Annotated in this window: 28 protein-coding genes and 1 pseudogene; 11 read left to right on the top strand and 18 right to left on the bottom strand. The window is 68.4% G+C overall.

All coding sequences use genetic code 11. From position 1 onward, the window contains the following. The first annotated feature begins 269 nt into the window (after window positions 1–269). Entirely contained in the window at window positions 270–2,600 is a 2,331-nt protein-coding gene (locus DIZ27_RS39520) for a lipopolysaccharide assembly protein LapB (protein ID WP_258308777.1), read from the top strand. 5 nt (window positions 2,601–2,605) lie between these two features. Here DIZ27_RS39520 and DIZ27_RS39515 read toward each other — a convergent pair whose 3' ends face one another. Further along, window positions 2,606–3,151, bottom strand: coding sequence for an NUDIX domain-containing protein (locus DIZ27_RS39515; RefSeq protein WP_109383176.1), 546 nt, complete (start codon window positions 3,149–3,151; stop codon window positions 2,606–2,608). A 113-nt stretch (window positions 3,152–3,264) separates the two neighbouring features. On the opposite strand from DIZ27_RS39515, the gene DIZ27_RS39510 reads away from it, so the two are divergent. From DIZ27_RS39510 to DIZ27_RS46265, 3 genes are all read left to right on the top strand, one after another. Continuing rightward, window positions 3,265–3,942 carry an HNH endonuclease family protein gene (locus DIZ27_RS39510; protein WP_109383175.1) on the top strand — a complete coding sequence of 226 codons (678 nt, stop codon included), beginning with the start codon at window positions 3,265–3,267 and terminating at the stop codon, window positions 3,940–3,942. A 184-nt stretch (window positions 3,943–4,126) separates the two neighbouring features. After that, window positions 4,127–4,702, top strand: coding sequence for a hypothetical protein (locus DIZ27_RS39505; protein WP_109383174.1), 576 nt, complete (start codon window positions 4,127–4,129; stop codon window positions 4,700–4,702). Between the two features lie 241 nt (window positions 4,703–4,943). Beyond that, a complete protein-coding gene (locus DIZ27_RS46265) occupies window positions 4,944–5,420 on the top strand; it encodes a hypothetical protein (RefSeq protein WP_181383924.1) in 477 nt (158 codons plus the stop codon). 81 nt (window positions 5,421–5,501) lie between these two features. Here DIZ27_RS46265 and DIZ27_RS46260 read toward each other — a convergent pair whose 3' ends face one another. From DIZ27_RS46260 to DIZ27_RS46250, 3 genes are read right to left on the bottom strand one after another with little or no spacing between them, the layout of a single operon-like run. Next, window positions 5,502–5,657: a hypothetical protein gene (locus tag DIZ27_RS46260; protein ID WP_181383923.1), complete on the bottom strand. Its 156-nt coding sequence runs from the start codon at window positions 5,655–5,657 to the stop codon at window positions 5,502–5,504. 5 nt (window positions 5,658–5,662) lie between these two features. Beyond that, complete coding sequence (locus DIZ27_RS46255) at window positions 5,663–6,034, bottom strand: hypothetical protein (protein WP_181383922.1); 372 nt, start codon at window positions 6,032–6,034, stop codon at window positions 5,663–5,665. Window positions 6,035–6,042: 8 nt separating this feature from the next. Next, the gene (locus tag DIZ27_RS46250) at window positions 6,043–6,438 is read right to left on the bottom strand and encodes a hypothetical protein (RefSeq protein ID WP_181383921.1); all 396 of its coding nucleotides are present in this window, start codon (window positions 6,436–6,438) and stop codon (window positions 6,043–6,045) included. Window positions 6,439–6,717: 279 nt separating this feature from the next. Between DIZ27_RS46250 and DIZ27_RS39495 the strand changes: the two genes are divergently transcribed. Both DIZ27_RS39495 and DIZ27_RS39490 read left to right on the top strand, forming a co-directional pair. Further along, complete coding sequence (locus tag DIZ27_RS39495) at window positions 6,718–6,945, top strand: GNAT family N-acetyltransferase (RefSeq protein WP_109383173.1); 228 nt, start codon at window positions 6,718–6,720, stop codon at window positions 6,943–6,945. Window positions 6,946–7,026: 81 nt separating this feature from the next. After that, on the top strand, window positions 7,027–7,830 hold the full coding sequence (locus tag DIZ27_RS39490) for a hypothetical protein (RefSeq protein WP_146229076.1): 804 nt from the start codon (window positions 7,027–7,029) through the stop codon (window positions 7,828–7,830). A 132-nt stretch (window positions 7,831–7,962) separates the two neighbouring features. Here DIZ27_RS39490 and DIZ27_RS39485 read toward each other — a convergent pair whose 3' ends face one another. Then, window positions 7,963–8,169 (bottom strand): hypothetical protein, encoded by a 207-nt coding sequence (locus DIZ27_RS39485; RefSeq protein ID WP_109383171.1) that lies wholly within the window; start codon window positions 8,167–8,169, stop codon window positions 7,963–7,965. Window positions 8,170–8,289: 120 nt separating this feature from the next. Here DIZ27_RS39485 and DIZ27_RS39480 point away from each other — a divergent pair, with 120 nt between their 5' ends. After that, entirely contained in the window at window positions 8,290–9,525 is a 1,236-nt protein-coding gene (locus tag DIZ27_RS39480) for a bifunctional class I SAM-dependent methyltransferase/NUDIX hydrolase (RefSeq protein ID WP_109383170.1), read from the top strand. 343 nt (window positions 9,526–9,868) lie between these two features. On the opposite strand, the gene DIZ27_RS39475 is transcribed toward DIZ27_RS39480, so the two are convergent. The 3 genes and pseudogenes from DIZ27_RS39475 to DIZ27_RS39465 all read right to left on the bottom strand — a co-directional run. Next, entirely contained in the window at window positions 9,869–11,962 is a 2,094-nt protein-coding gene (locus DIZ27_RS39475; RefSeq protein ID WP_109383169.1) for a DUF262 domain-containing protein, read from the bottom strand. A gap of 284 nt (window positions 11,963–12,246) precedes the next feature. Further along, complete coding sequence (locus tag DIZ27_RS39470; RefSeq protein ID WP_181383920.1) at window positions 12,247–12,765, bottom strand: hypothetical protein; 519 nt, start codon at window positions 12,763–12,765, stop codon at window positions 12,247–12,249. Between the two features lie 117 nt (window positions 12,766–12,882). Beyond that, window positions 12,883–13,023: pseudogene (locus tag DIZ27_RS39465) on the bottom strand (glyoxalase); the annotation flags it as partial. Here DIZ27_RS39465 and DIZ27_RS47965 point away from each other — a divergent pair. Then, window positions 13,003–13,128 (top strand): hypothetical protein, encoded by a 126-nt coding sequence (locus DIZ27_RS47965; protein WP_258308776.1) that lies wholly within the window; start codon window positions 13,003–13,005, stop codon window positions 13,126–13,128. The pseudogene DIZ27_RS39465 and the gene DIZ27_RS47965 sit on opposite strands and share 21 nt — an antisense overlap. A 10-nt stretch (window positions 13,129–13,138) precedes the next feature. Here the strand turns inward: DIZ27_RS47965 and DIZ27_RS46245 are convergent, their stop codons facing one another. Further along, on the bottom strand, window positions 13,139–13,300 hold the full coding sequence (locus DIZ27_RS46245) for a hypothetical protein (RefSeq protein WP_181383925.1): 162 nt from the start codon (window positions 13,298–13,300) through the stop codon (window positions 13,139–13,141). Between the two features lie 112 nt (window positions 13,301–13,412). Between DIZ27_RS46245 and DIZ27_RS39455 the strand changes: the two genes are divergently transcribed. Both DIZ27_RS39455 and DIZ27_RS39450 read left to right on the top strand, forming a co-directional pair. Continuing rightward, window positions 13,413–14,654, top strand: a complete 1,242-nt coding sequence (locus tag DIZ27_RS39455) for an IS256 family transposase (protein WP_109378404.1) — start codon at window positions 13,413–13,415, stop codon at window positions 14,652–14,654. Window positions 14,655–14,705: 51 nt separating this feature from the next. Beyond that, a complete protein-coding gene (locus DIZ27_RS39450; RefSeq protein ID WP_375232058.1) occupies window positions 14,706–15,872 on the top strand; it encodes a transposase in 1,167 nt (388 codons plus the stop codon). Window positions 15,873–15,984: 112 nt separating this feature from the next. On the opposite strand, the gene DIZ27_RS39445 is transcribed toward DIZ27_RS39450, so the two are convergent. The 6 genes from DIZ27_RS39445 to DIZ27_RS39415 all read right to left on the bottom strand — a co-directional run bounded on the left by DIZ27_RS39445 (window position 15,985) and on the right by DIZ27_RS39415 (window position 23,040). Further along, window positions 15,985–18,399 carry an excinuclease ABC subunit UvrA gene (locus tag DIZ27_RS39445; protein ID WP_109383168.1) on the bottom strand — a complete coding sequence of 805 codons (2,415 nt, stop codon included), beginning with the start codon at window positions 18,397–18,399 and terminating at the stop codon, window positions 15,985–15,987. Beyond that, a complete protein-coding gene (locus tag DIZ27_RS39440; protein ID WP_219933705.1) occupies window positions 18,396–18,986 on the bottom strand; it encodes a TetR/AcrR family transcriptional regulator in 591 nt (196 codons plus the stop codon). Before DIZ27_RS39440 ends, DIZ27_RS39445 begins: the two co-directional genes overlap by 4 nt. Before the next feature lie 201 nt (window positions 18,987–19,187). After that, window positions 19,188–19,556, bottom strand: coding sequence for a hypothetical protein (locus DIZ27_RS39430; protein ID WP_181383919.1), 369 nt, complete (start codon window positions 19,554–19,556; stop codon window positions 19,188–19,190). A 290-nt stretch (window positions 19,557–19,846) separates the two neighbouring features. Further along, window positions 19,847–20,350 (bottom strand): winged helix-turn-helix domain-containing protein, encoded by a 504-nt coding sequence (locus tag DIZ27_RS39425; protein ID WP_109383165.1) that lies wholly within the window; start codon window positions 20,348–20,350, stop codon window positions 19,847–19,849. Window positions 20,351–20,448: 98 nt separating this feature from the next. Next, complete coding sequence (locus tag DIZ27_RS39420) at window positions 20,449–21,894, bottom strand: MFS transporter (RefSeq protein ID WP_109383164.1); 1,446 nt, start codon at window positions 21,892–21,894, stop codon at window positions 20,449–20,451. Between the two features lie 66 nt (window positions 21,895–21,960). After that, on the bottom strand, window positions 21,961–23,040 hold the full coding sequence (locus tag DIZ27_RS39415; RefSeq protein WP_109383163.1) for a methyltransferase: 1,080 nt from the start codon (window positions 23,038–23,040) through the stop codon (window positions 21,961–21,963). Window positions 23,041–23,393: 353 nt separating this feature from the next. On the opposite strand from DIZ27_RS39415, the gene DIZ27_RS39410 reads away from it, so the two are divergent. Continuing rightward, a complete protein-coding gene (locus tag DIZ27_RS39410) occupies window positions 23,394–23,918 on the top strand; it encodes a thioesterase II family protein (RefSeq protein WP_146229075.1) in 525 nt (174 codons plus the stop codon). Between the two features lie 100 nt (window positions 23,919–24,018). Here DIZ27_RS39410 and DIZ27_RS39405 read toward each other — a convergent pair whose 3' ends face one another. From DIZ27_RS39405 to DIZ27_RS39395, 3 genes are all read right to left on the bottom strand, one after another. Beyond that, the gene (locus DIZ27_RS39405; RefSeq protein WP_109383161.1) at window positions 24,019–25,251 is read right to left on the bottom strand and encodes a class I SAM-dependent methyltransferase; all 1,233 of its coding nucleotides are present in this window, start codon (window positions 25,249–25,251) and stop codon (window positions 24,019–24,021) included. Next, window positions 25,248–26,021 (bottom strand): class I SAM-dependent methyltransferase, encoded by a 774-nt coding sequence (locus DIZ27_RS39400; RefSeq protein WP_109383160.1) that lies wholly within the window; start codon window positions 26,019–26,021, stop codon window positions 25,248–25,250. The genes DIZ27_RS39405 and DIZ27_RS39400 overlap by 4 nt, the downstream gene beginning before the upstream one ends. Window positions 26,022–26,441: 420 nt before the next feature. Then, on the bottom strand, window positions 26,442–26,728 hold a 287-nt coding region (locus DIZ27_RS39395), incomplete at its 5' end, for a transposase (RefSeq protein ID WP_181383918.1).

Genomic DNA, 26,728 nt, shown 5'->3' with positions numbered 1-26,728 from the left:
GTAGCGGCGCGGACGGGCAGGGCGGTCGGCACCGTGGCCGAACCGGCAGGCCACGCATGAGCAGCGAGTTTCCTCATCCGGGGTGACAGCGACGGGCGCGTACGCGTACAACGGCATGACAGGACCTCTTGGTGCAGCGGCCGGCTTCAACACCGCTGTTGCTACCAAGAGGTCCTGCTCGTCCGGACGACTTCACCGATTCCGCTCCGCCGTCCCGACGATCAGTTCATGGACAGGCACTTAGCAAGGCTGCCCTGGCCTCCCCCTGGGTGGGACACGAGATCCGTGAGGCACGCTTCCAGGCAGCGATGGGGCGGATCAAGAACGTCCTGGTGGTCCGTCTGGACCGGGACATCGCGCCTGGGGGTCTGCCGGAGTGGTTGAACCGCACCAAGCACATCACGACGATCGCGGCGAAGCCTGCCGCACGCAGGATCAGAACCCTCATCGATGATCTGGTGCGTCAAGGCCAGAGCCCCCGCTTCGTCGGCCGGGCCGCCGAGATCGCGGCACTTCAGGACGTGTACTCCGCGCCGGAACCGGGAGCGGAGAGTCAGGTCGCCTGCGTGACAGGGCTTCCCCGCATCGGCCGACGCGCCACGTTGACCAAGATGGTCCGCGAGTCGCTGGACCTAGAGACCCTCCTGGTCATCGACGTGGAACCCGGCGACACCGTGCAGGCCCTCGCCGCGAAACTCTCCGCGCTGGTCGATCCTTCGGAGACCCCCGAAGAGTCCCTGCAGATGACCAGAGAGATCACCGCGCTCAACGACGCGCAGGCCCTTGCTCATGCGCTGGCCAAGTTCCAGGAGATCTGCCAGTACCACCAGATGCCCGTGCTCCATGACGCGGGTGGGCTCCTGGACAACGACGGCGACATCGCGCCGTACATCCTCGACCTGATCGAGTCGCTGAGCCAGTACCCGGACATCGTCACCGCGTTGCTCACGAACAGGCGGCCCTCGCCGGATCACTTCATCGCGCGAGGAATGCGTCAGCTCGGCGTGGTCCATCTCCGGCCCCTGGAAGATGCGGACATCAGCCGTCTCGTCGGCCTCACGGCGAAGGCCCGTCAGATCACCTTGGCCCCCGCGACCGTCAGGGAGATCACCGCAGCGGTCCGCGGCTATCCGCCCTCGGTCACGTTCGCGCTCGAACTGATCACGGCCTACGGTCCCGACCTCGGGATCCGCGGCCGGATGCTCTCGGATTTCGGCGCGTCGCCGCTCACCAGCTATCTCAAACAGAACAAGTTCAGCAACCTGGAGCAGAAGATCCTCCGTGTCATGGCGGCGAACAGCCCGCTGCCGCTGTCTGTCCTGCAGGAGGCGACCAGTACCTCGGACGACGATATCGAGAAGGCCCTGATCCATCTCATCGACGTCTCTCTGATAGTCCCGACCACCGGCGGCTGGTACGAGGTGTCCGGGCCCGCCGTGGACGCGATCCGCCGTGAGTTCGGCGCCTGCACCAAGGCCGAGTACCGGGCGGTCGCAAGCAGACTCGACGAGTTCCTGGCCCGGTCTGAGGACGGAACCGACTACTTGGCCCTGCAACGCACCCTGTTCCGCGCCATGGACAAGGCCGGGCAACAGTCCACTCCCCGGGCGTATGCCCTGCTCACCGACCGAGTGAAGCTGGCCGAGCAGTACTACCACGAGCAGGAGTACCATCGCGCCGTTGACATGGCGACCGACGCGCTCGACGCCGATCCCGGCATCCACCAGGCTAGGACGACGCTCATTCGCGCCCATGTGAAGCTCGGCGAGTTCACGGAGGCGGGTGACCACATCGCAGAGCTCAAGAAACGTGGTCAGGTGCGCGACGCGTTCTTCCTCACAGGTTTTCTGGAGAGGCACAGGGGCGAGTACCGAGAGGCTCTGCGCCACTACCAGAAGGCCCTCGACAGCGGGCGCGGTGGCATGGCGATCCACCGCGAGATGGCCGACTGCTGTCTTCGTCTGGGTGATCTGCCCCGCGCCAACGAGCACATCTCCCGAGCGGAGGAGAAACAGCCCGATAACCGTTATGTCGTGGACCTGAAGATACAGATCGCCTGCAAGTTGGGTGACCGGGACACGGCACTCTCGCTACTCGTGCGTCTGGCGGCCATCGATCGCCCGGAGATGGTCAGCCACCGCACGTCACGCGTGGAGTACCTCTTCGGTAACATGGAGACGGCCTACGAATTCGCCCAGAAGGCAGTGGAGAAGTCCGACAACGTACGCTTTGAGGTGCTGGCCAACTACGTGCTCTGTGCGCTGCGCACCTCCCGCGTCGATGAGGCAAGCACGGCCTTGGACCAACTTGACCGCAAGTTCAGCAGGCAGCGCCGTGACATTCGGACCGGCCTCAGGGCCCGGCTGAGCATTGCCGAGCAGGACTACCAGACCGCGTACGCATACACGGAGCAGTTCGTCAGCCCCGAGCGTCCCGTCCACCTCCTGATCCGACGGGACGCCCTGCGAGGAATTCTCGACCGGAACGCGCTCGCCCCGCAACGGCGTGCCGATCTCAAGGCGGAGCTGAAGCGCTGCGAGGACCGGCTCGCCGGCCGTGAGGAGGACTTCGACCTGGACGCGCTGGGCGGCCTGGGCTGACGGGTTCACAGACTCCGTTCCAGGGCCAGCATCATCACCAGGACCGCGCTGGCCGCACACCGCAGGCGCCCGTCCCGTACCGCGAACACCGCCTCTTCCAGGGGAATGTGTCGGATCACCAGGTCCGCCTCTGCGGGTTCCGGTGCGGCACAGAACGGCGTGGGGTCGATCGTGCTCCACAGGTGGACGCGGGCGGGCGTGAGTCCGGGCAGGGCGTGGAGCGAGCCCCTATCGCGCCACCGTCCATCGCGGTAGCCGGTCTCCTCGGCCAGTTCCCGCCGGGCCGCTGTGCGACTGTCTTGGTCCGCCGGATCCACGGACCCGCCCGGCAGCTGCCACATCGGTCCGGCGAGGTAGTGGTACTGCTCGATGACGAGGAGCGCCCCGTCGACCGACGCGGCCACCCGCACCTGGTCCGGCACCTGCACCCAGTCGTAGGTGCCTCGCTCTCCGTGCGGAAGCGTGACCTCGTCCCGGTAGGCGGTGAGGCGTGGTGTCGCGCACAGCGGCACCCGGCCGTGGCGGATCCACGGTCCTCGTCGTTCGGTCATGACGGAAGTCCTGCCGGGGTTCACCAGTTCAGCGTCAGCGTGCTGCGATGGTACGTGCCACGGCGCCCGGGCAGATTTCCCGACACCGTGGACGGCCCCGCACCAGACCGGACATGGTCCTGGCCGATAGACCTCCCACCGCTGTGCTGCGCGGCCTGGCCGCCGCCGCCCTCGCCGCCCTGCCCCTCGCCGTCACCCCGCCCGCACACGCCGCAGAAACCCTCCCCCTGGCCGAAGCCGTCACCCGCCTCCCCGTGAATGCCGAAAACCGCGACGGCTACACCCGCGACGCCTTCCGCCACTGGAACGCCGGCGACCATCCCACCGACGGCTGCAACACGAGGTCCGAAGTCCTGCTCTCCGAGGCCGTCGAGCCGCCCACGGTCGGTCCCCGCTGCCGCCTGACCGGCGGGGTCTGGTGGTCGTACTACGACCAGACCTGGGTCACGTCCGCGTCCGGCCTGGACATCGACCACATGGTGCCGCTCGCGGAGAGCTGGGACAGCGGTGCCTCAGCCTGGACGGCGGAACGCCGTGAGGCGTACGCCAACGACCAGGGCGCACCGGCCAGCCTGGTGGCCGTCACCGCCCGCTCGAACCGGAGCAAGGCCGACCAGGATCCGGCGGAGTGGCTGCCGCCCGCCGCCGCGGTCCACTGCCGGTACGTCGCCGAGTGGGTGGGCACCAAACTCCGCTGGGCCCTCACGGTCGATGAGACCGAGGCCGCGGCTCTGCGCGACGCAGCCACTGACTGTCCCGAGCAGACGGTGACGTACGAACCCGCCGCCTGATATCCATCCCTCCCCGCCGCCTGGGGCGGCGGGGACCCGCCGGTGCGCTCGCCGGCGCCCACCGTGCCGGAAGTTCACCCGCCCGGGTTTCCCACTCCGCCGCGGGGACGGGGCGGCCTGCGGCATGCTCGATCGTGCACACACGGTCACGCTGTGCAGCAGAACGCGAGGGAGGGGTGCGATCGTGACATGGCAGACGGACGAGTTCCGCACGTCCCACGAGGGCTTCGTGGGTGCGGTCCTGGCCGACGGCAGCGAGCCGAAGCCGGTCGTCCTGGACGTCGGCAGCGGGACCAACGGCTACCAGACTCGTGAGTGGTGGGCCTACACCGGGCAGTGGGGCCGCCCGAAGGCGGCCGGCTACCGGGCAGCGTGTGCGTGCGGCTGGCGCGGCCAGAGCCACCCCGTCGACTGGGAACAGGTCGACGACGGCCGCCTGGACGAGGTGGACGTCTCCGCCGCGCGCGATGACTGGGTCGGGCACATCGGCACCGTCGACCGGCAGGCCGTCCCGCTCCCGGACGAGCTCACCGACGCCCTTGGCCGTCTCGAGGAACAGCTCGGCCGGCTCGCCGACCAGGCGCCCGTGGCCGCGCTGCGCGCCGTGGGCGAACTGGAGCGCCTCACCCGCAGCGTGGGCCACCGGGCCGCCTGCGCCGCCGAGGACGACGGGCTCGCGCCCGAGACGATCGGGCGGGCCCTGGGCATCAGCGCCGAGGCCGCCCGTTCCCGCCTGGCCGGCTACCGCCTGCGTGACTGACCCGCCCGGCGCGGACGCCGTGCGCCGGTCGGCGAGCGTCGCGGTCAGCACGCCTGGGCGGTGCGTGGACGCGGACGCGGCAGGGGCCGGGCACCGCCAGGGCCGGCCCGGGTGCTGTAGTGAGGCGGCGGGCAGGTTTACCGAATCCTGACTACGTGACGAGGACAGTGGATCAGCCACGGTCAGCGGCTGATTCATCCATCACGGCCCCGCTCCGGCGGGGCCGTGGCATGATCTGCGCATGATCAAGGGGTGGGGGGCCGCCGCGAGCATCACGTTCGCCGTCGCGGCCGTAGCAGGGTTGTCAGGGTGCGGGGGAGACGCGGAGGCCGATGCCAAGAAGCCGGCCGCCTCAGCGACGGCACAGGCGGCAACCCTGGACGACGCGGCGACCACGTTCCAGGACGCCGTGACGAAGCACGACACGGACGGCGGCTGCCTTGAGCAGGAACCCGGGACGTGCTGGGAGCAGATGCAGGCGCTCATCGAGCCAGCCCGCACCTTGCGCAAAGCGATGAACGCCGAGAAAAGCGTGGGCGCGGACTTCTGGACGGAGGCGTACACGCTCATCGACACGATGGAAGAGGGCGTGGCGGTGGGCGACGACCAAGGCGCTCCCGCTGGCGCCGCAACCGACCTGAGCACGACGAACCGGGACGACGTCTTCGGCTCGGCGCACGACCTGGTCGACTGGCTCGACGCCCACCCGATCAAGTAGCCCGGCGCACCTACGCCGCGGCGTCGGCATACAGCGACGCGGGCGAAAAACCATCCTGGCGTACGCCCGGTCTGAGCCCTGTCATGGATCGGTGGCGCAAGCTGATCCGGCAAGGCGGTAGGCGTCACCCCGGCCGTCGTCCGGTGCCGGTGCGGCGGGTGCGGCCAGCAGGCGGTCTATACAGTTCTGGTAGCGGTACAGGTCTTCGGCCCAGCCGGGGACGAAGAGGTACTGCACGGTGCTCAGAGTGACCGGGGCTTCCCCCAGCCGGTTGGCGGGGGCGATGCCCCGACACAGACCCATTGGTCCCACATCACGTCGTCCATCAGCGCTGCCAGCATTCCGGCGTCGGCGCGTTCCAGAAGGAGCTTCATCAGCGTGGATGCGGCCTTGATGCATGCGCGGACCGCCTCGCACAGCAAGCGCCGGCCCGCCCCCTCGAGGGCGCTTACCAGCCCGGGCAGGCCGTGGGCCAGCAGAGAAATGGCGCGCAAGTCGGTTCCGGCTTCGTCGGCGGCGAGATAGGCGGCGGTGGTCCGGTCGATCTGTTCGGGCGGGCCGGTCCACACGCTGCGCCAGGCGTCGGTGAGTTCTTCGGGGCTGACGTCAGCCATGCCGCCGGTCAGCAGTCGGCGCCGATGCGGATCAGCGCGGTGTCGAAGGGATTTGACACTGCGCGGGGTCCGGGCAGGGCAATGCCTGCAGTGCCGACGTGGTCACGCAGGATGCCGTCCAGGTCCCGTCCGATGGCGCGCCGCCCCTGCAGCAGTCGCTCGGCAAGGTCCTGGCGGGCTTCGAAGGCGGTGTCGCTGTCGCCCTGTGGGATCTGGGTTAGGGTGATGTCCGCCTGGCACAGAGGCAGTTGGATGGTCCGGATCAAGGCCTGGCACAGCAGTGCGGCGGTCTGTCTGGTGCCGTCGATCGCCCAAAACATCCAGCCGATCCAGCTGATACCGCGGCCTGGCCTGGAGAGGGCGGCGAGCCATGCGGCTCGGTGGACGATGTCGGGGCGCAGCACGCTGGTGGCGGGGTCGGTCCACTGGTCGGCCGGGGCCAGCCAGCGCTTGGCGCGCCAGCGTTCGAGCTGATGGGAGGTGGCGGTCAGTCCGCAGCGGCTGACCTCGGCGGCCAGGGCGAGTTCCGCGGCGGTGGGCGGGGGGGCGGGTCACAGTCGGTTCCTGCAGTCCGGGCTGGCGGTGGCGTAGACGGCGGTCGCCGTGGTGACGGCGCTGGTCCACTGCTGGTTCTGGGCGGCCAGCACAGCCGCGGCAGTCACCAGCAGCCACAGCAGGACCCGGTGACCGGCATCCGGCCCGGGCTGGCGCGCGACGCATGCAGCGTCGAGAGCATCAACAAGATCTCCATCGACTCCAACCACCACCGCCAGGGACTCGGGCGGCCCATGATCCGCCGCACCCTGGACGACGGCCTCGGCTACGCCTGGCGGACTACTCACCAGTCCCCCACGGCCCGGCAGTTCTTCGCTGCCCTGGGGGAGGAGACCGGTATCGCGCTTCCCGAGTAGGGCAGGACCCTGTTTTATGGCCTTGCCCTGCAAGCAGGAGCGGGCCAGCCGGGCGTGTGGCGAGAGGACTTCGGGACGGAAGTGAACAGACAAGACCGGGCGGACGCGGTGGACCGGGAGATGGCCATGCGCCTGTTACCCGAGGCGGCCCTGCAGGCACTGGGCCGCTGGTGGAACAAGAACGCGACTGGGTATGCGGACGGAACGCCTGGCGCGCACACCATCCGCTACACCCCCAGCCGGTGGGTGCAGATTGCTCCCTGGCCCTCGGCGCTGGCTCCGGCCTCCCGCAGTGGTGATGCCGGGGTCAGCCGGGCGCAGGTGGCGTCGATCGTCACGGACGCGCTGCGACGCGAGGCCTTCAGGGAGGCCCTGGTCGCGACCTATGTGTGGGGGAAGGGAAAGCGCGGCTCCCCCGGCGGCAGCGGACCGGCCACTTTGCAGAAGATTCTGGCCGTTGAGGGCCTGGATGCGGCACTGGCCTGCGCGGTCGCCACGCTGGGTGAGCACGGCGCGAAAGCGGCCTACGCGGCGCTCAACCGCCGGGTTCCCGGGTTCGGGCCGTCCTTCTTCACCAAGTTCCTGTACTTCGCAGGCAAGACGGTGCCACCTGCGAGCGGCCCCGAGCCGCTCATTCTTGACCGCTTCCTGGCCCGGCGTCTGCGGTCCTTGGCCGCTGTGGCYGGCCGGGAGACGGGTCACGACCCCGACGGATCGGTCGCTGCCTGGGTATGGAGGGACCGGGACTGGTCGCCCCACCGCTACGAGGTCTACCTCTCCTTCCTGCACKCAGCCGCCGCGCAGGTGGCGGCAACGGACGGCTGGCCGTCCAACGCCTCGTGCGACCTGCTCGAGTGCGCGCTGTTCCATGCCGCGTGGGAGTGAGCCGGCTGCCGCAACACTCACGTGCTCAAGTGGCAAGCTGTTTCCCTGACATGGAGCAGAGCATCGACCGGGCCCTGGGTGAAGGGACCACGCCACGAGATGGGCTCGGTACCTGCAGGAGCGTTGAAGGCGTCAGCGGGTCTGCCCGGCCTCGTCCGCTGTGGTCCCCGGTCCCGGCAGGCCGACGAGCGCGGCGGTCGCGGCAGCGAGTCGGTCGGCGAGGCTGAAATTGCCCAGTTCGATGGCGGGCAGGGCCCGGTCGAAGAGCGCGGCGACCAGGCGTGCGTGGTCGTCGGGGAGCTGGCCCGGTTCGTCGGTGACCGCCAGGTCCTCGGGCACGATGGAGAACGGGAGGGTTGGATCGGCGCTCGGCAGCAGGCGGGAGAACGGGACGGCGCCCGGTGACGAGCGGGACGACGTAACGAGGCGGCTCGGCAACGAGCTTGAGGAGGGGACGCGATGACGGCACCCGACGCACCCGGTACGGCCGATGCCGAGCAGGTCAACGCCGCGATGTGGCACACCTACGGGGCGCACCACCTCGAGCGGGCCACGCCCCTGCCCGAGGTGGACGAGATCGCGTGGGGCCCGGCGGGAACGGGGCCGGGGAACGCTGTCCTCGGCGATCTGACGGGCCTGCGTGTGCTCGACCTGGGCTGCGGCCCGGGCCGACACGCCGCCCACCTCGCCCGTACCCATCACGCCGCCGTGGACGCCGTCGACCTCTCCCCGACTCAGATCGAGCGCGCACGGGCGCGCTACGGCGACCTGCCGGGCCTGCGGCTGATCCAGGCCGACGCCGTCGGGCATCTGCGCACTTCGGCGCCGTACGACGTGATCTACTCCCTGTCCACCGTCCACTTCATCGACCCGCACCGGCTGCTGCCCGCCCTGGCAGCGGCCCTCAGGCCCGGCGGACGGCTGTACTTCACCGTGCTGCACACCAACTCGTCCGGCAGTGGACCTTCTTCAGAGGTGAAGCCCCGCCCGGAGATCCTGCGCCTGGCCGGCGGCGGCGAACTGACCGGGCACATGTGGGTGCTCACCACAAAACTGTGGACGGACCTGCTCGCACAGCACGGGCTGCGCGCCGAGGAGGTCACCGTGCTGGACGCGCCCGAGGAAGGCAACCAGGCCTCCTACCGGCTCTTCCAGGTCCGCAGGCCGGCCCGGATCACCTCTCGTCCCCGTACAGCCCAGCCGCCCGCCGCACACGCGGCGGCCGGGGCCGGCGCAGTGCTGGTGGGACCGCGCGGTCTGCTGCTCGGCCGCCACCGGCATGGGACCCTCGAGCTGCCCGGCGGCACAATGGAGCCGGGCGAGGCGTTGAAAGAGACGGTCGTGCGCGAACTGGCCGAGGAGACCGGCCTGCACGCGGACCCGGCCGACGTACGCCTGCTGGGCATGCTCCTGGACCAGGTCGGCGGCGTCGTCCGCATCACGTTCGGCGCGCTCGTCACACAGTGGAGCGGCGAGCCCGCCGACCAGCCGGGCGAGCAGGTCGGCGACTGGGGATGGTGGCCGCTGGACGCGCTGCCCTCGGGCCTGTTCGAGTGCAGCGCCCAGATCCTCACCGCCTGGCGCCCCGACCTGCCCATCGACCACCCGCCCGCCCGCTTCACCCCCTTCGCCGAGCCGCACACCACCGGTCAGGACACCGCCGGTGGGGACGCCCTCGGTCAGGTCGGGAAGTAGGCGCTCAGCACGCAGCGGTCGACGAGCGCCTTCTCCGTCCGGTGGCTGCTCGGTTCCGGTCCCGGTCCATCCCGGCACGGTGTGCGCCGACGGCTGGATCTCCGGCCCCACCGGGCGGGGCACCTGCTCCCACCACGGCGGCATCGCTCCCTGACCCCCTGGGCAGCGCCGGCCACCAGGAGCTGGCAAACGCTCCCAGCGCCAGGTGCTCTCCCTGGGGAACCGGGGCCCGTCCCCGGCAGAATCTCCGCAAGGATCGTTTCCCCTGCCCCGACGTCCGGCCCGGCGGCGGCACCGCGATCTCGGGGGCGAGCGGGTCCGCGGCCCCGCAGCGACGGACGGGTCAGGTGATCTTGCGGGCGGACAGCGGGCTGGAGCCGGGGACGGCCCGGATGCCGGGAACGTTGTCGGTGTGGAGTCTGGCGGCCACCGCGCCGGCGCTGATCTCACCGGCCTCGTACTGGCTGGTGCGGGCTGCCACTATCTGCGCGACCGTCAGGACGCTCCCGGCCGGGAGACCCGCGAAGGCCTCGCGTATGTGGCGGGCGACGTCACGGCGGGCTCTGGGCACCGTGACCGTGGCCGGCCTGCCGACGGGCGTGGTCTTCTGTGCCGCCAGCCCGGGGGCCGGGAGGTCTGCGACCGAGAGGGCCGGTGCGCCTCCCTCCGGGCGCTGCCAGCGTCGGCAGAACGCCTCCGCCAGGTGGTCCGCCCGGGCCAGGATGGCCTCCTCGTCCCACTGCGCGGGCAGGGAACGGTTCAACGACAGCGCGCTGTGCAAGAGGATGTCGGAGCGCTTGCGCTCCCAGGGGCCGTTGGAGACTGCTGGGTTGAGCTTGCGGGTGAGCAGGGTCAGGTTCCCCAGGGTGTGGACGAGTACCTGCCGGCGCTGATGAGCCTCGACGCTGCTGAGGCCTGCGCTGTCGGGAAGCGGCCAGTGTTCCTCCCAGGATTGGGGCAGCAGGTGCTCGATCGTCAGTTCCCCGTCGTGGACGATCCGCTCGGTTTTGCCCGAGTACAGCGTGGTCTCCAGCTCGGCCAGCAGCAGCCGCAACCGGGTGCGGGTGAGATGCTTGTACAACGGATGCGCGCGGAAGACGTAGCGGATGTCGTGATCGCGGGGCCAGAAGCCGGAGTCGGCGTCCTGCCGGAGCAGGAAGTCGGTCACCACCGCCGGGTCGTCCTTGGCCTTCAGCTCCTTGAGCAGTTCCAGGAAGAGCCGGTTGTAGTTCTTCGTCGTCAGACGGCAGATGGTGCGGCGCATCAGGTAGGAGTCCAGGGCCAGCATCGCGCCGGCCCGGTCGTCCTCGTCGAAGCGGGTGACCAGCCACAGCAGCACGGGCACAACGGTGTTGGCATCCAGGACACCGACGGTGTGCAGGAATCGGCCCTCCGGGGTGGCCGGCTGTTCCTCGGCCGTCAGCCGCCGGTAGGCACCTGCCCGGTCCACCATGCGCCGCATCACGTCGACCAGGGGCATCTCGGAGTCCGCGAGGTACCTGCGGAAGGTCAAGAAAAGCTCGGGAGCCAGTACCTCAGCAGCGAGTTCGCAGGTCAAATACTGCGTGAGGAAGACGTCCAGCCGAGGGCGCTTCAGCCTTCCCTGCCGTATCTCCTTGCGCCAGTCGGGCGTCTCCATCTGCGCCCACACGTCCCGGTAAAGCTCCTCCACCGGAAGCCCCTGTTCCTCCGCCTTCTGGAAAACAAGGTTCTTGACGAGATCGGAGGCCTGCAGCGGGGTGCCGCGGTCGTTGAGCGCTTCGAAGATGACCTGGGCATTGTCCTCGGGCTTGAGATCGATCACGACGAGCTCAAACTTGTCTCGCAGCACACGTACCAAGGCGTCGAAACCCTCGTCCACGGTGCTCTCATACACCAGCTCCCGTGCCCACTCGACGGTGCGGTCGCGGAAGAACCAGTACGCCTGGACGATCGCCGAGGCACCCGGAGCAGCAGGGGCGGCAACGTCGACGGCCCGCCGCAGCCCACCGTCCACGACTGCACAGAAGGGCACCCGGTCGAGGTTGGTGGGCCACACCTTGTAGACCGCGTGCGGATCGTCCGTCATGTCATCGTCGTTGGCGGTGAGCTTGGCAAGCGCGCGCACATACCTGTCCTGGACGTCGAGCTCCCGTGCCACGTCGCGAACCGCCGCGAGGAGGACCTGCAGCGTCGTCAGCCGCTGCTGGCCGTCGATGACCTGCCGGGCAGGCATCGACCCCGTGAGGGTCGGCATCTGATCCAGCACCACGGCACCGAGAAAGTGCGGATGGACCCCCTCACCCGCCAGCCTCCGACGGACCAAAGCAGTGACGTCCTCCCACAGCGGACGCCAATTCCTGTCCTCGGTCCAGACGTACGGCCGCTGGAAGACCGGGACGACAAGACGCTGGTCCGGTCCGAACAGCCCGCGTAGCGTCATCGATGTGGCTTCCACCGCTGCTCCTCGTCTTCCGTGTCCCCGCCTGCCCCGCCGACCGGGTTCAAGCCCTCACCAGCGACCGGCCGGATGCCACCTCTGCCCGGTTCCCGCTACCCCCACTTTCAAGGCCTGAGGCACCGTCAAGATCTTACCGAGCGATACCTTTTACACGTGGGAGTGTCCCCTTCCGTCACGGTGTCTCCACGTGACGAGGGGAGGCTCGCAGCGTTCATCCTTCAAGAGCGCAGCGCGTCGATACCGAGCTGTTCATCCTGGTCCAGTCCGCAGCCCGGCCCCTCTCAAGAGGAGGCGGCGCCCTTGTTGCGGTTGGCGAATGGCCGGGCTCCGTGGAGCTCCATGAACTCCGCGATCAGCTCCGCCTCAGCCTCACCCGGATCCCGGTCGGATATCGGCAACCACGCAACGAGAAGCGCGTCCGAGTCCGCCAACTGCCAGATGTAGCGGCCGCCCCAGTGGCCGGCCATCCCGCCAGCACCGTGGCGGCGATACTCGTCAAGCCGCGTCCGCAGACCCCTCCGGCCGTCCTTGCCTGCCGACGCCTTACCGATGTAGATGATCGTGGCACCATCCACCCAGGCGCTACCAAGCTCGTCAGCCGTCACCGACGGGTCACGGCCTTTGAGATGGCCGGCAGGGTTACGAGAGAGGAACGACGCGGTCTCCGCACTCGTGCGAAGTACCACGTAGATGCCGGGCTCTGCGGGAACTCCGCTGTCACCCAACTCGCGGAACGATACGAATCCACGGAAGCCGCGCTCTGTCAGCGTCTTCTGGGTCAGTTCTGATGTCGGACTCATGACTGGGATCGTGCCATCCAGCTGTGACAACGGCGTCGCCTTCTCGTTGTAACTACTGCGTTGGTGGCCGGGCCCGCTGTGCTCGAGTAATCGTCAAGACCTGTGGATCGGTTGATCTCAGTTTCGTTGTGTTGGGTTGATCGCGACGAGTTCGATCTCGAAGCCGTCGTCGTTCTCCAGGTAGGCGGCATAGTGCTGCGCGCCGCCTGCGTGCGGATGCTGGTCGGGGAACATCAGATGCCAGCCGTGTCGGGTCGCGTCGGTGGCCAGCCGTTCGACCGCGGTGTCGCCACGCGATACGACAAGCTCGCGGTCCGCTACGAGGCGACCGTCCTCGTCGCTGCCATCAACGAGTGGCTGTGACCCTCGGCCGTTACGCGGTGGGATCCACGTTCCAGGTCTCCGGCAGATCGCTGCCGCACAAGACGCAGACGAAGTCGTCCTCGCGCACGATGTTGTGCTCCTGGCAGTCAGGGCACCGCCGGAACACCACCTCGTGGGTGATGGCGTCCCGCGACGTGGTGTAGGCGATCAACGTTGGGGCGTACGCCGGGGCGTGCGGTCACCTGGATTTCGCTCCCTGCCCGACAGGTGGGCCACCATGCAACTCTCCCTGGTAAACGGCCAGTTCAACCAGGAGGTGCAGGGTGGCCCTGTCCCAGCATGACTTACTCCGGCTGCTGGAGTCACTGCGTTCGGCAGACGGGCTCGAACTCGTCCGTTCCGTGGCCGAGCGGATGCTGCAGGAGCTGATCGAGGCCGAAGCGACGGCGAGGATCGGCGCGGAGTGGAACGAACACACCGAGACACGTACCGCGTTGCGCAACGGGCACCGCGACAAGACGCTGACCACGCAGGCCGGCGACCTGGACCTTGCGATCCCCAAGCTGCGCTCGGGCAGCTTCTTCCCGAGCCTGCTGGAGCGGCGCCGCCGCATCGACCAGGCCCTGTTCGCCGTCATCATGGAGGCCTACGTCCACGGCGTGTCCACCCGCTCGGTCGACGACCTGGTCAAGGCACTGGGCGCGGACAACGGGATCTCCAAGAGCGAGGTCTCGCGGATCTGCGCGGGCCTGGACACGCAGCTGACCGCGTTCCGTACCCGGCCCCTGGACCACATCCGCTTCCCCTACGTCTATCTCGATGCGACCTACTGCAAGGCGCGGGTCGCGCATCAGATCGTCTCGCGGGCCGTGGTGATCGCCACCGGCATCACCGAGGACGGCGGTCGGGAGGTGCTGGGAGTGATGGTCGGCGACAGCGAGACCGAAGTGTTCTGGACCCAGTTCCTCCGTCACCTGCGCGAACGCGGCCTGAACGGGGTCCGGCTTGTCATCGGCGACCACCACTCGGGGCTGGTCAAGGCGATCCGCAAGGTCATGATCGGGGCTGCCTACCAGCGCTGCCGAGTTCATTTCCTGCGCAATGTCTTCGGCGTGATCCCCAAGGACGCCGCGGAAATGGTCGCCGCGACGATCCGCACCATCTTCGCCCAGCCCACCGCCGACGCGGTCCGCACCCAGCTCGACACCGTCGCCGACATGCTCGGCAAGCAGTTCCCCAAGGTCAAGGCAATGCTGCTGGAAGCGAAGGACGACCTGACCGCCTTCGCGGCGTTCCCCGAGCGACATTGGAAGAAGATCCAGTCCACCAACCCGCTGGAGCGGATCAACCGCGAGGTCAAGCGCCGCACCGACGTCGTCCAGGTCTTCCCCAACGACGCCGCGCTCCTGCGGCTGGTCACCGCCGTGCTCTTCGAACTGCACGACGAATGGATCGCCTTCCCCCGCCGCTACCTGCCCGAGGGAAGCATGGACCAGCTCTACCCCGCCGAGCGCCCCGAAAGCGCCCCCGCGCTACCCAACACCACCAACACGACCGCCGGATGATCGGCTACACCACGAGAAGGGGCACGATCCGAGCGGGTCGACGCCCGGCGCCTGGAGCTGCTGTGGGCCGATGCGGCGACCGCCCCGCACGCGGGCGGGGTGTTGGTGATCGACGACTCCGGGGACCGCAAGGACGGCACCGCGACCGCGCACGTCGGGCGGCAGTGGCTGGGCCGGTACGGCAAGACCGACAACGCCGTGGTCACCGTGACCACGCTGTGGGCCGACGAGCGCCTCTACTACCCGCTGCACGCGGTGCCCTACACCCCGGCCCACCACTTCGCCGGTGGCCGAAGCGACCCGGCCTTCCGTACCAAGTGGCGGATCGCCGCCCAGCTGGCCGGCCGGGCCCGGGCCGCCGGATTCCCCTTCCGGGCGGCGGTGGCCGACGGCGCCTACGGAGATCTGGACGACTTCCGGTGCGAACGGCACGCCGTAGGCGTGCCGTTCGTGATGGCCGTCAAACGCCGCCGCGGCGTGTGGGCTTACGGCGACCAGGCCCGCACCCCGGTGGATGCCGCCCGCGAGCCGGCCTGGGGCGGCCCCGGGGAGCCCGGCGCGTGGACGCCGGTCGTGCGGACCTTCCGCGACGGGCACAGCGCCACCTGGTGGGCCACCGACGCCACGCTGGGGTTTTGGGGGCCGGACGGGACCACCCGGCTGGTGGTGGCCACCACCGATCCGGCCACTCTGCCGGAGAAGGCCACCTGGTATCTGGCCACCGACCTGCCCCGGCCCGGCGGCCCGCGCGCCGTCGAGTCCCCCTATCCGCCCGCCGGCCTGGCCGAGGTCGTGCGGATCTACGGCATCCGGAACTGGATCGAGCAGGGCTACAAGCAGGTCAAGGACGAACTGGGGTGGGCCGACTTCCAGGTCCGCTCCGATGTCGCGATCCGCCGTCACCAGACCCTGGTCACCTGCGCGTTCACCTTCTGCTGGGAGGCGTGGTCCCCCGACCGGGAACCTGAGAACACGTCGGCGGAGGGCACCACTGCCGGAGAGAGGGGGGCCCGCACGGGCAGCTCTACCCCCACCACCGTGCTGGCCCAAGGCGATTCGCGCCGTCCGCAGCTGGCTGACCCCCGCGGTCGCGCTGCAACGCTGGTGGCGGGCCTGGTCCAACGCGCCCCCGCCGTCCGGGCTCCAGGCCCTGATCGACGCGGCCACCACCGGACAGGCCCTCAACCTCTACTCCCTGATTTAACAAACCACCGCTAGTACTTGCGAAACGCAGCACCATGACCAGACAGGATCGTCTCGGCGGAGTCATACATGTATCGCCATACCGCTTGGCCTGCACGGATGCGGTTTCCGGTACACACAACGCTGCTCAGCTCAGGACGTGCTGGAGGTAGCGCGCTGTCTTGGTGTCGGCAGTGACCAGATCTGCTGGTGTGCCGGTGGCGACCACTCGGCCACCGGCAGGGCCGGCTCCCGGGCCCAGGTCGATGATCCAATCGGCGCGTGCGGCGAGGTGGAGGTCGTGCTCCGCCACAACCACGGTGTTGCCGGCGTCGATGAGGACGTCGAGGGCTTCGACGAGGCGCTGGACGTCGGCGGGGTGCAGGCCCGTCACCGGCTCGTCCAGGACGACCAGGCCGCGTTTGCGGCCCCGGTTGCCTCGTTGGATCGTGGTAGCGAGTTTGAGGCGCTGTGCTTCGCCGCCGGAGAGGTCGGTCGCGCTCTGGCCGAGGGTGACGTAGCCGAGGCCCACCTGGCGCAGGGCGTGGAGTGTGGCGACCAGGGAGTCGGGGTCGGTGAAGAACTCCGCGGCTTCGTCGACGGTCAGGTCGAGCACCGCGTCGATGGAGAGGCCTTGGTACTCGACGTCCAGGACCTGCTGGGTGAAGCGGCGGCCCGCGCAGGTGGTGCAGGTGACCCAGACGTCTGGCAAGAAGTGCATGTCGACGAGTTTGCGGCCGTGGCCGGAGCAGTCCTCGCAGCGGCCTCCGGCGGTGTTGAAGGAGAACGTGGAAGCATTCAGCTCGGCTTTGCGGGCGTGGTCTGTGGAGGCGAACAGGGTGCGGATCGCGTCGAAGGCCTTGCTGTAGGTGGCGGGGTTCGACCTTGGGGTGCGGCCGATGGGGTCCTGGTCGACGACGGCCACCCAGGCGACGGGTGCTGTGTCGTCGGCTTCGACGGCGGAGGCGAACGCGTGCAGCAGGCTGCTCTTGCCGCTGCCGCTCGGGCCTGTCAGGCAGGTGAGTCTGCCCTGGGGCACCCGTACATCCGCGACGTCGACGTTGTGGTTGCTGATGTCGCGGACGGTGAGCCAACGGGCTGGATCGGCGTTTCGGGTCTTGCGTTCGACGCGTTGTTTGCGGCCGGAGAGGTAGGCCGCGGTCGGTGAGGTCTCGTGGTGGGCCGCTTCGGCCGGTGGTGCGGAGATGAGGAGGTGGCCACCGTCGCGGCCGGCTCCCGGTCCGATGTCGACGACCCAGTCGCAGGCCTTGACGATCTCCGGGTCGTGTTCGACGAGCAGCACGCTGTTGCCGTTGTCCCGCAGCGCCTTCAGCATGTCGAGGACATCTGCCTTGTCTGCGGGGTGCAGGCCGGAGGTGGGTTCGTCCAGGACGAACGTGATGCCTTCAAGCGGAGTGCTGAGCTGGGCTGCGAGGCGTGCGCGTTGCAGCTCGCCGCCGGAGAGGGTCGAGGCCTCGCGGCTCAGTTGCAGGTGGGACAGGCCGGTGCGGTGCAGGACGGTCAGGCGGGCGCCCAGTTCGCGCAGCAGCGGGAGGCCGACCGCGCGATCCTGGTCGCCGAGTTCGGCTTCGGCCTGGTGCACCCAGTCGATGAGGTCTGTGCCGGTGAGTGTGATCAGTTCCGGATAGGTGCGACCGCCGACGGTGACGGTGCGGGCCGCCTCGCCGAACCCACTGCCAGCGCATTCCTGGCAGGGCGTCATGCGCATGTACCGCTGGTAGCGCTGCTTGCTCGTTTCGCTGCCCGCGTTGGCGAACACGCGCTCCACCTCGGCGAGGGCGCCGCGCATCGGCTGGCTGCTGCTGTAGGTCCACTCGGTTCCGGTGGCCCGGCTCGGAATGGTGACGCTGGCGTCGATGACCTGCTCACCGGTGCCGTGCAGGACCGCGTGCTGGAAGGTCGCCGGCAGGTCGCGCCAAGGCACGGACAGATCGACGCGGTGCAGCTCGGCGAGGGCGGGAATGAACGAGTGCTCGCCGGAGCGCCACTTCGCGAACCAATGCGAACCCCCTGAGAACAGGGGAAGTTCAGGCTTGTCGATGATCAGCTCCGCGTCGGCGCGCACGGTACCGCCCGCTCCGTGGCACACCGGGCAGGCTCCCTCGGGGCTGAACCTGTCGAAGCTGGTCGTCGCGAGCTCGGCGCCGGTGCGGAGCGCGGGCAGGCGTGAGTAGACCAGGCCCAGGTACGCGTCCATGCCGGTAACGGTGGCCATGGTGGAACGAGGATTGTTGTTGAGCCGGCGCTGGTCCACCGCGAGCGTCGCGCCGAGGCCGGTGATGCGGTCGACCTCGGGCCGGTCGCGCTGGCCGAGGTAGCGCCGCACGAACGGCGAGATGCCCTCGAGGTAGCGCAGTTGTGCCTCGGCGTGCACTGTGTCGACCGCCAGCGAGGTCTTCCCGCTGCCGCTGACGCCGGTGAACGCCACCAGCTTTCCGCGCGGGATTCGCACGCTGATGTCGCGCAGGTTGTGGGTCCGGGCACCGGTGACTTCGATCCACCCGTGGTCGTCGTGACGCCGCACGTCGTTCGCCCCGCTCACTTCGCTACCAGGAAAGGGTTGAGCAGGAACGCGACATCACGCCGCACCCACTCCGAGAGCTCGCCGTCACCGAGGATCGCCCACATGATCAGCGCGCCGTTGTACGTCGTCTGCACCGCCCTGGCAAGACCGTCCACATCGCACTCGACGAGCTCACCCTGCTCAACGGCCCGCTCCAGCAGCGACGCGATGCCCGTGCGCATCGACTGGGCGAACCTCACGGCGTGGTAGTGCAGTGCGTCGTCGCTGAGGTCGAGATGCAGGAACGCCACGTGGTTGGCCATCTCCACGGGGCTGTCCACGTCGCTGCTGAGCGCCGCGATGAATGCGTAGAGGGCTTCGAGCGGCGACTCGTGCTTGGCGACGATCTCGGTGAAGAACTCGTCGACCTTGGACGCCTCGTGCTCGTTGATCGCGACCAGCAGGTCATGCTTGGACCCGAACCGCTTGACCAGCGTGGCAGCCGAGATGCCGAGGTCGGATGCCACGTCGTTGAGCGTGATGCGGAGCGGGCCGATGCGGGCCAGCGTGCGGGACGCGCTGACGAAGATCTGCTCGTTGGTGACGGACATCGGTCGCGGGCTCATGGCACGGATAGTACCCGATAAGTGAATTGGCGTTTACTAACGCCGCGTCGCGTGTTCATCTGACCTCCCGCCGCAGCACTGAGATGACAGAAGCCTCCTCATGGCCGCGCCTCTCCGCTGCCAGAGCCGGCTTGACGGCAGTCGGCCGTTCGAGGAGCTGACGCAACGGCAGTTGCATGCCGGTAGTCGCCCGGATGCGGTTCATCGCGCGGACGCCAGGAGCGAGTACCATCGTGTGAAGAAGTTGTCGTGCGCGACGACCTCCGGCATCGCGAGCGCCTCGCGCCAGATGTCGGCGAGGGTGCGTTCCACCTCGGTGCGCGGCGGAGTGCTGCTCCGGCTCGCCGCGGTGACGCGGGCGGGCAGCGCGTTGCGATCGATCTTGCCGTTGACTGCGTGTGGCAAGTGGTCGAGGAACACGAGAAACCACGGCACGAGCTGCCTGGGCAACGATGCCGACAGATGGGCCCGGATCTCCTCCTCGGCGAGCACCGGGCTCACGTGGGCCCCGAGGTCCTTGCCGCACAACGTCACCGCCGCTTCGGCCACCTCGTCGTGGCTGAGCGGCATGGTGCGGACTTCGCCGGGTTCAATGCGGTGTCCGGCTTTGGTGGCGTGGGGGAGGGTGCGGCTGGCGGTGAGTGCTCCCATTCGAGCGCCGCAACCTGCAGCACCGGGCTGCCGATGTTGTCCAGCACCGGTCCGCGGAAGAGCTCCAGCGCCCCCCGCAGCAGTTCCTCGAAGGCCCACGTGTCGAGCCGCCCGCGTTCCACCTTGATCGAGTAGTCGGCGTGGCCGGTGGTGATCAGGTCCGCGGGAGCACCGGCGGCCGCGAGGTCACGGCGCAGCCTGCAGGTGGTTCACGCACCCGCTGCGATCTCCGCCTGTTTGAGCGCGTAGCCCCGTACTCGATCAGTGCGCAGGACGAGGCCCAATGGTGCGATGCGCCGGCGGATGCGCATGATGCGCAGATCGAGAGTGTTTCGGCTGCGGGTGCCGTCCACCGCGGCGCTCTCGAAGAGAGCGCCGCGGTGGACCAGTGAGCCGAAGTCGCGAATCAGCAGGTTCAGCAGTTCCGCCTCAGCGGGACTGAGTGGTACGGCGCGGTTCTCGAAATGGAGAACCTGGTTCTCGTCGATGTGCGGGCGGAAATTATTGGCCTTCACTCGCAGGCTGGTCAGCCGGGCATTGAAGTCGTCTCTGACGATCGGCGCGCGAATCCAGTCCTCGCGCGAATCGGTGCAGATCGGCGCTGGTGAAGCAGGGTCGACCACAAGTAGTCGAAACACCCTCAGATCGCGGTACAGCGCCCGCTTTTCCTTCTCTTTCGGCCAGCGGATCACTTTGACCTCGTTGGCATCCATGTTCAGAAGCCTCCCAGGCTGGATGTTCGTCTTGTATCTCTCTCCGGTTCGTTCGATACGCACAGGAGCAGTGATCGTTTGGCGTTACAAGGCTGTGTTCAGTTTTCGGCACTCTCCGCAAGGGGTGCCGGAGCCGATCCGGTGTAGCTGCGCCGCGGTACGAGGAACGTGGCAAGGCCTGCCAGCACGTACATGACCACCGCGGCGACGAAGGCGACGTGGTAGTGGTCGAGCAGCCGCGCGGGTGTGTCGTCGGCGGTCACCGGAACGATCGCCGCTGCCACGGTGACCGCCACCGTGAGACCCAGCACCGGGCCCACCTGTTCGGAGGTGTTGATCAGGCCGGCCGCGAGCCCCTGCTTTCGTTCCGGCAGCCCGCGCGTCGCCACGATGATCGCGGGAGCCTCGATGAACGCCGCGCCGACGCCGATCAGCAGCAGGGGTGGGAAGATCCACGCCAGGTAGGAGCCGTCGCCGGGCGCGAACACGAACCACAGCGAACCGGCCGCGCCACCTGCCGTGCCCATCAGAAGCAGTGCTCGCGCACCCACCTTCTCCATCAACCACGCCACCCTGGTCGCGATCACCGCCATCACCAGCGTGATCGGCAGGTAGGCCAGGCCGGCGTCCGTGGCTGAGTAGCCGAGCACACGCATCATGTAGAAGGTCACGTAGAACATGACGCCGAGGTTGGCGGCGGTGGACAGCAGGTTGATCACGTTGCCCGCCCGAACCCCAGGTTCGGCGAACACCGCCAACGGCACGAGCGGGTCGCTGTGCCTGCGCTCCACGGCCACGAAGGCTGCCAGCAACACCACCGTCGCGGCCGCGCTCATCGTCATCACCAGGGCGCTTGACCCGTGCTCGACCCTCGTCAGCGTGAACACGAGCATCCCGAGCCAGCCGGTGAGCGTGAGCGCACCGAGCACGTCCGGCGACACCCGCTGCTCCGGCCGGGTGCGCGGCAAAAGCGATGCCACGGCGAGTCCGGCCACGAGCCCGATCGGCAGGTTGAGCAAGAAGATCCAGCGCCATCCGAATGCATCGGTCACGAGTCCGCCCACGACCTGGCCGAGCGCCGCCCCCGCGAGACCGGTGAAGCTCCACCACGCGACAGCCCGGTTGCGCCCGGAGCCGGTGGTGCTGACGAGGTTGAGCAGGGCCAGGGCGGTGGGGGAGACCATCGCCGCGCCCACGCCCTGAACAGCCCTGGCCGCGAACAACTCGGGACCGCTCGTCGCAAAGCCGCACCACACCGACGCGGCCACGAACACCCCGAGGCCGACCAGCAGCAACCGCCGCGGTCCGAACAGGTCGCCGAGTCGCCCGGACAGGGCGAGCAGACTGCCGAATGTCAGCATGTAGGCGCTGGCCACCCACTGCGTGTCCGCAGCGTCCATCTTCAGGTCCACCTGGATGACGGGCACTGCGACGCCGAGCACCGTCATATCGAGGATCAGCAGCATCTGGACCAGGCACAACGTTGCGATGGCAGCTAAAGGTGGCTGGCTTGTCGCCTCTGACTTCTGGTTCAGTTCGGTCACGTTCGGTCTACCTCCATGGTGTGTGTCGCAGTCCCCACTGAGAGTAAATGAACGTGCATTTACTTATCAACTCGGGGCCCCGGAACTGGTCACGACATCTCCGCCAGCCTCGCTCGCAATCGCCCGCACCACAGCCATCCCGCTGGGCAATCGAGCCGTGGACGTGACGCGCAGACCAGCCGTCACCAACAGCCGCTCCACGTGCTCGACAGTCCGCTCCCTTCCGCCGGACCCACCGAACAGCGACATCATGTAGAGATCCATCGAAGCCGCAGCCCGCGCCGCGGGTCCGGTCTCACCGGGTGCAGGTGCGGCGAGGTCGATCACTGCCAGTTCGGCCCCGCCCGCCAGTGCACGCCGGCCCGCCCGCAGGATCGCCACCGCCTGGTCGTCACTCCAGTCGTGCAGCACATGGCACAACACGTACAACGTTCCGCCGACAGGCCACTCCGCGAAGAAGTCGCCCGCGACGACCTCCGCCTGGTCGGCGACGCCCGCCTTCTCCAGGTTGGCCAGTGCCCGATCCGCAGTGGCGGGCACGTCGAGCAGCACGCCGCGCCGCCCAGGTTGACGGGTGAGGAACTCCGCCAGGAGCGAGCCGTCGCCGCCGCCGATGTCCACCACCGTGCCGCCGGCGTCGAACCGAACGTACTCGAAGATCTCCGCGGCCTCCAGTTCCATTCCGCGAGCCTGCGACCTGTCGAAGGCGTCGTGCAGTTCGAGGTTCTGCTGCAGGTGCTCGAAAAGGCCGACGCCGAACCGTCGCTGGATCGCGTCTCCTCCGTCACGGACGGTCACGGCGAGGTCGTGCCAGATCTCGCCGAAGTCTTGAGCGAGCAGCAGTGCGGTCGGCAACGTGCTGCCGGGGCACTCCGGGTGCAGGGTCGCGCCCAGCGGCGTCACCCCGAACTTGTCGTCACCCAGGTCGTCGAAGACCTCGAACACCGCCAGTGCACCGAGCAGCCGACGCAGTGACGCCGGGTCGACGCCGGTGCGGCTCGCCAGCTCGGCGGCGGTGAGCGGGCCGTCTGTCAGCAGTTCGACGATGCCCAGCCTGGCGACGACGGTCAGCGCCCGTGAGACCAGGTGCCCGTGCAGTAGAGCCCGCATCCGCATTGCCGTCGCGACGTGGTCGCCGTTCGTCATGATGCCTCCGCGTATTCGGTCCGATCTCGGTCCATTCTTCTGGAAATTACCTATCGGGTTCCTCTCGGCTTCCTATCGGCGTTCTCCTCGCCAGGTATCTCTTGTGCTGATTTCGATTTCGGATTGGCCGAGCGTGGATGTCGCTTGCCAGCAATCAACCATCGACCCGAAGTCGACTTCTTTCGAGTGCGCGAGAAGCTTGTCGTGCCGACCTTCGGAAACCACGCCGCACAGTCGCGCTGGCTCGTGCCGTTCGGCACGCCGGCCCGCGGCGGTCTCGTGCTGCCGTGCCTCTCACACGTCGGCGGGAGTGCGGTGTGGTTCCAGGGGTGGGGCACGGGATGGGGGCGATCGTGGCGTTCGAGCTGGTCGGGCGCTGGTCGTGGCGGACGAGCTGGAACCGCTGCTGCTGGCCGTGTCCGGTGCGCGACCACCGCGTCTGGCAGTGCGAGACCCGTTCACGACGTCTCGCGCGACGAGTTGGTGGCGTGCTGCACGATCTCGACAGGATCTCCGACGAGCTGCTCGCCCAGCCCGAGGTTCTAGACCTGACGGTGCCGCCGCTGACCTGTCCCGTGACCATGCTGCGTGGCGCGGACACCCGGAATGCGACGCCACCCGACGCCGCCGATTGGGGTGAGCACACGACTGGTCCGTTCCAGGAACGGTTGTTTCCGGGAAGCCATTGTTTCGTCTACGACGACGCGGCCGCCGTTGTCGCCATGATCACCGACGAACTGCGGATCAGTTCGCTTTCGTGGAAGGCGTTAACGGTGGGCAGCTCATCTCTTGCCGGAGGGCAGGGCAGTGGAGAGCACCGCGACTTTACGGGCCACTACGTCCTCCCGGGCACAGCGGCGCCTGTGCTTCCTGCCTGATGCCAACGCTTCTCACGACATCGGCGCCGCGATGCGGCTGCGCGGCCCAGCCAGCACCGGTTTGGCATCATTGGTCGTCCTCGAAGGTGATCGACGGCCATCACACGATGTGGACCTTGGGCACGTAGAGAATCCAGCGGCCGCCCTGCTCGCTGAAAGCGCGTTCCTTGGCGAGGATCTCCTCGGCGTGGTTCCACGCGAACAGCAGCGCGTAGTCCGGATAGGGGTCGCAGAACGCCGAGGGGGGCCGTACTGGCAGATGCATCCCTGGGGTCAGCAGCCCTTGCTTCTCCGGCGTCGAGTCGGAGACGAACTCGACGAGGTCGGTGCCGATCCCGCAGAAGTTCGTCACGGTTGCGCTCTTCGCTGTGGCCCCGTACCCGACGACCCGTGCGCCCTGGGCGCGGAGCTTGGTCAACAGGCCGACCAGTTCGTCGCGCGTCGCCGTCACGCGCTGCTCGAACGCGCGGAGCCGCTCGGGGTCATGAAGTCCCTGTTCCCGTTCGTCCTCCGCGAGACGTGCGACCTGCGGTGAGGCCGTGCGTGTGCCCGGCCGGGCAACGGTGTACCGGATCGAACCTCCGTGAACGGGGATGGGCACTGCGTCGACCAGCTCGAGACCGCAGCGAGCAGCGAGCTCGGCGACCGACCGGACGCCGAAGAGGAAGCAGTGCTCGTCGTAGATCTGATCGAAGGAGGTCTGCCGCACGATGTCGCCGATGTAGCGGTCCTCGAACACGAAGACACCATTGGGCGCGAGAAGGGTCGCGACGCCGCGGAACACGTCGCAGACGTCGGCGATGTGGCTGATGGTGTTGGCGGAGAAGACAACGTCGGCGGGTCCCTCCGTCGTGCGGACGGCCGAGGCGGTGGCCTCGGAGAAGAATTCGACCCGCACGGGTGAGCCGGCGTCACGGGCGATGTCGGCCGCGGCGCGCGAAGGGTCGATCCCGAGGTGACGGACGCCGGCGCGGCGGAACGCGGCGAGCATCGTGCCGTCGTTGCAGCCGATCTCGACGGCCAGCGCGTCTCGGCGGGTGAGTCGTTCATCGGCGACGAGCTGCTCCGCCGTCTGTTCGAAGTGCCGCGCCATCGCCGCGGACGAACCAGACCGGAAGGGATAGTCCGCGTGGAACATCATCGCCGGCGGGACCCGCTCGACGTGCTGCACCATCGTGCAGACCGCGCAGACCCCGATGGTCAGGCGGTAGAAGTACTCGTCGGCTGTCTCGCCGGGGCTGCGGAACGCCTGCGAGACCGGCTGGCGACCGAAGTCACACCACGGATCGACTCGGCCGGCGCAGATTCGGCACGTCGCGCTGTCGCCCCTCATGCCAGCCCCTTTTGGTCGGTCTCCGGCCGCCCCACGGGGCCGAGGTCATTTCGAACGGCGACGAACAGGCCGGGTCCGTTGGGGCGGCCGTCCGACAGGGCGGCGCCGGACACGAGCTCGACGGAACAGCCTGCGTCCTTGAAGGCCGACTCGTAGATGCGGCGCTCGAACAGCCCGACGTCGAGCTCGTCGACGAACGTGCGGACCCCTTGCGGCTCGGCCACGGTGAAATGGACGCTCATCCGGGTCCGCTGCCCCACCCGGATGGAGCGGGTGACTCGACTGATCACTCGGCGCTCCTCGGTGACCACGTGCCCACCGACGTATCCGTCGATGAAGTCAGGCGGGAACCACCATGGTTCGACGACGAGGACCCCTCCGGGTTCCACGTGCCGCACCATGGTCGCCACGGCATCGCGGACGTCGTCGGCCGTGGGCACGCAGGGAAGGGAGTTGCCGAGGCAGGTCAGCGCGTCGAACGTGCGGCCAAGGTCGAACGTGCGCATGTCGCCGGGCCAGACCACCAGACCGCGACCGGCCGCGACCGCGCGCATGCCGTCGGCCAGTTCGACGCCGACGGTGTCGCGAAAGTGAGCTCTGAACGCCTCGAGGTGCGCACCGGTCCCGCAAGCGACGTCGAGCAGGGAGGTTGCCCCTGGGCGGCGAGAGAGCACCAAGCCGGCGATAGCGTCCGCCTCGGCCACGAAGTCCTTGCCACGGCTGCGAAACGTGACGTCGTAGAGTTCGGCGTGGTCGGCGCCGTAGGGCACGATCAACCTCCTTCGTCAGGGAGCGAATTCTCATACCTCGCGCGTAGGCGCGGAAGGTGGGGGCCGGCTCAGGCTGCGGCACCGAAATTCCGTCACGTCGATCTCTTCAATGCGTTCGCGGTGCTCTTTCAATCCATCGGTCACCGATTACCCCATCCATCGGGAACCGTGCACTGAGCGCCCGTTGGGCACTTTAGCTCGTCTTGAGGCCTCTCTCCTCTTGCTTCGCTCTCGCCATGGACTCCGCCTGTGTTATGTGGCGCTCCGGCCGCGATGTGCAGTGTTCCTGATAGAGGGAATATCGAACTGGATGCGCATTGGCGGGCATCGTGGGGGCGGTGGTTCGCTGGCAAGTCGAATATGCTATGATTCTGCGCAATTTTGCATCTAATTACGCGCCGATGACCGCTGTCATGCCGCCTAGTGTCTTGAGTCTTTGATTCGCTGAAGATATCCGGCGAGGCGTTCGAGGATCTCGTCCGCGGTCTTCACCCAGGCGAACGGCCGCGGATCTTCGTTCCACAGTTTGATCCAGGCGCGGATGTCGCGTTCCAGGGCCTGGACGTTCTTGTGGACGCCGCGGCGTATCTGCCGCTCGGTCAGCAGTCCGAACCACCGCTCGACCTGGTTGAGCCAGGAGGAGTAGGTGGGGGTGAAGTGCATGTGGAAGCGCGGGTGCTCCGCGAGCCAACGCTGTATCGCCGGTG

The sequence above is a fragment of the Streptomyces sp. NWU339 genome, from assembly GCF_003143855.1.
Taxonomy (GTDB): domain Bacteria; phylum Actinomycetota; class Actinomycetes; order Streptomycetales; family Streptomycetaceae; genus Streptomyces.
The sequence above is the reverse complement of the archived record's forward strand: the minus strand, read 5'-3'. Positions and strand labels throughout refer to the sequence as shown.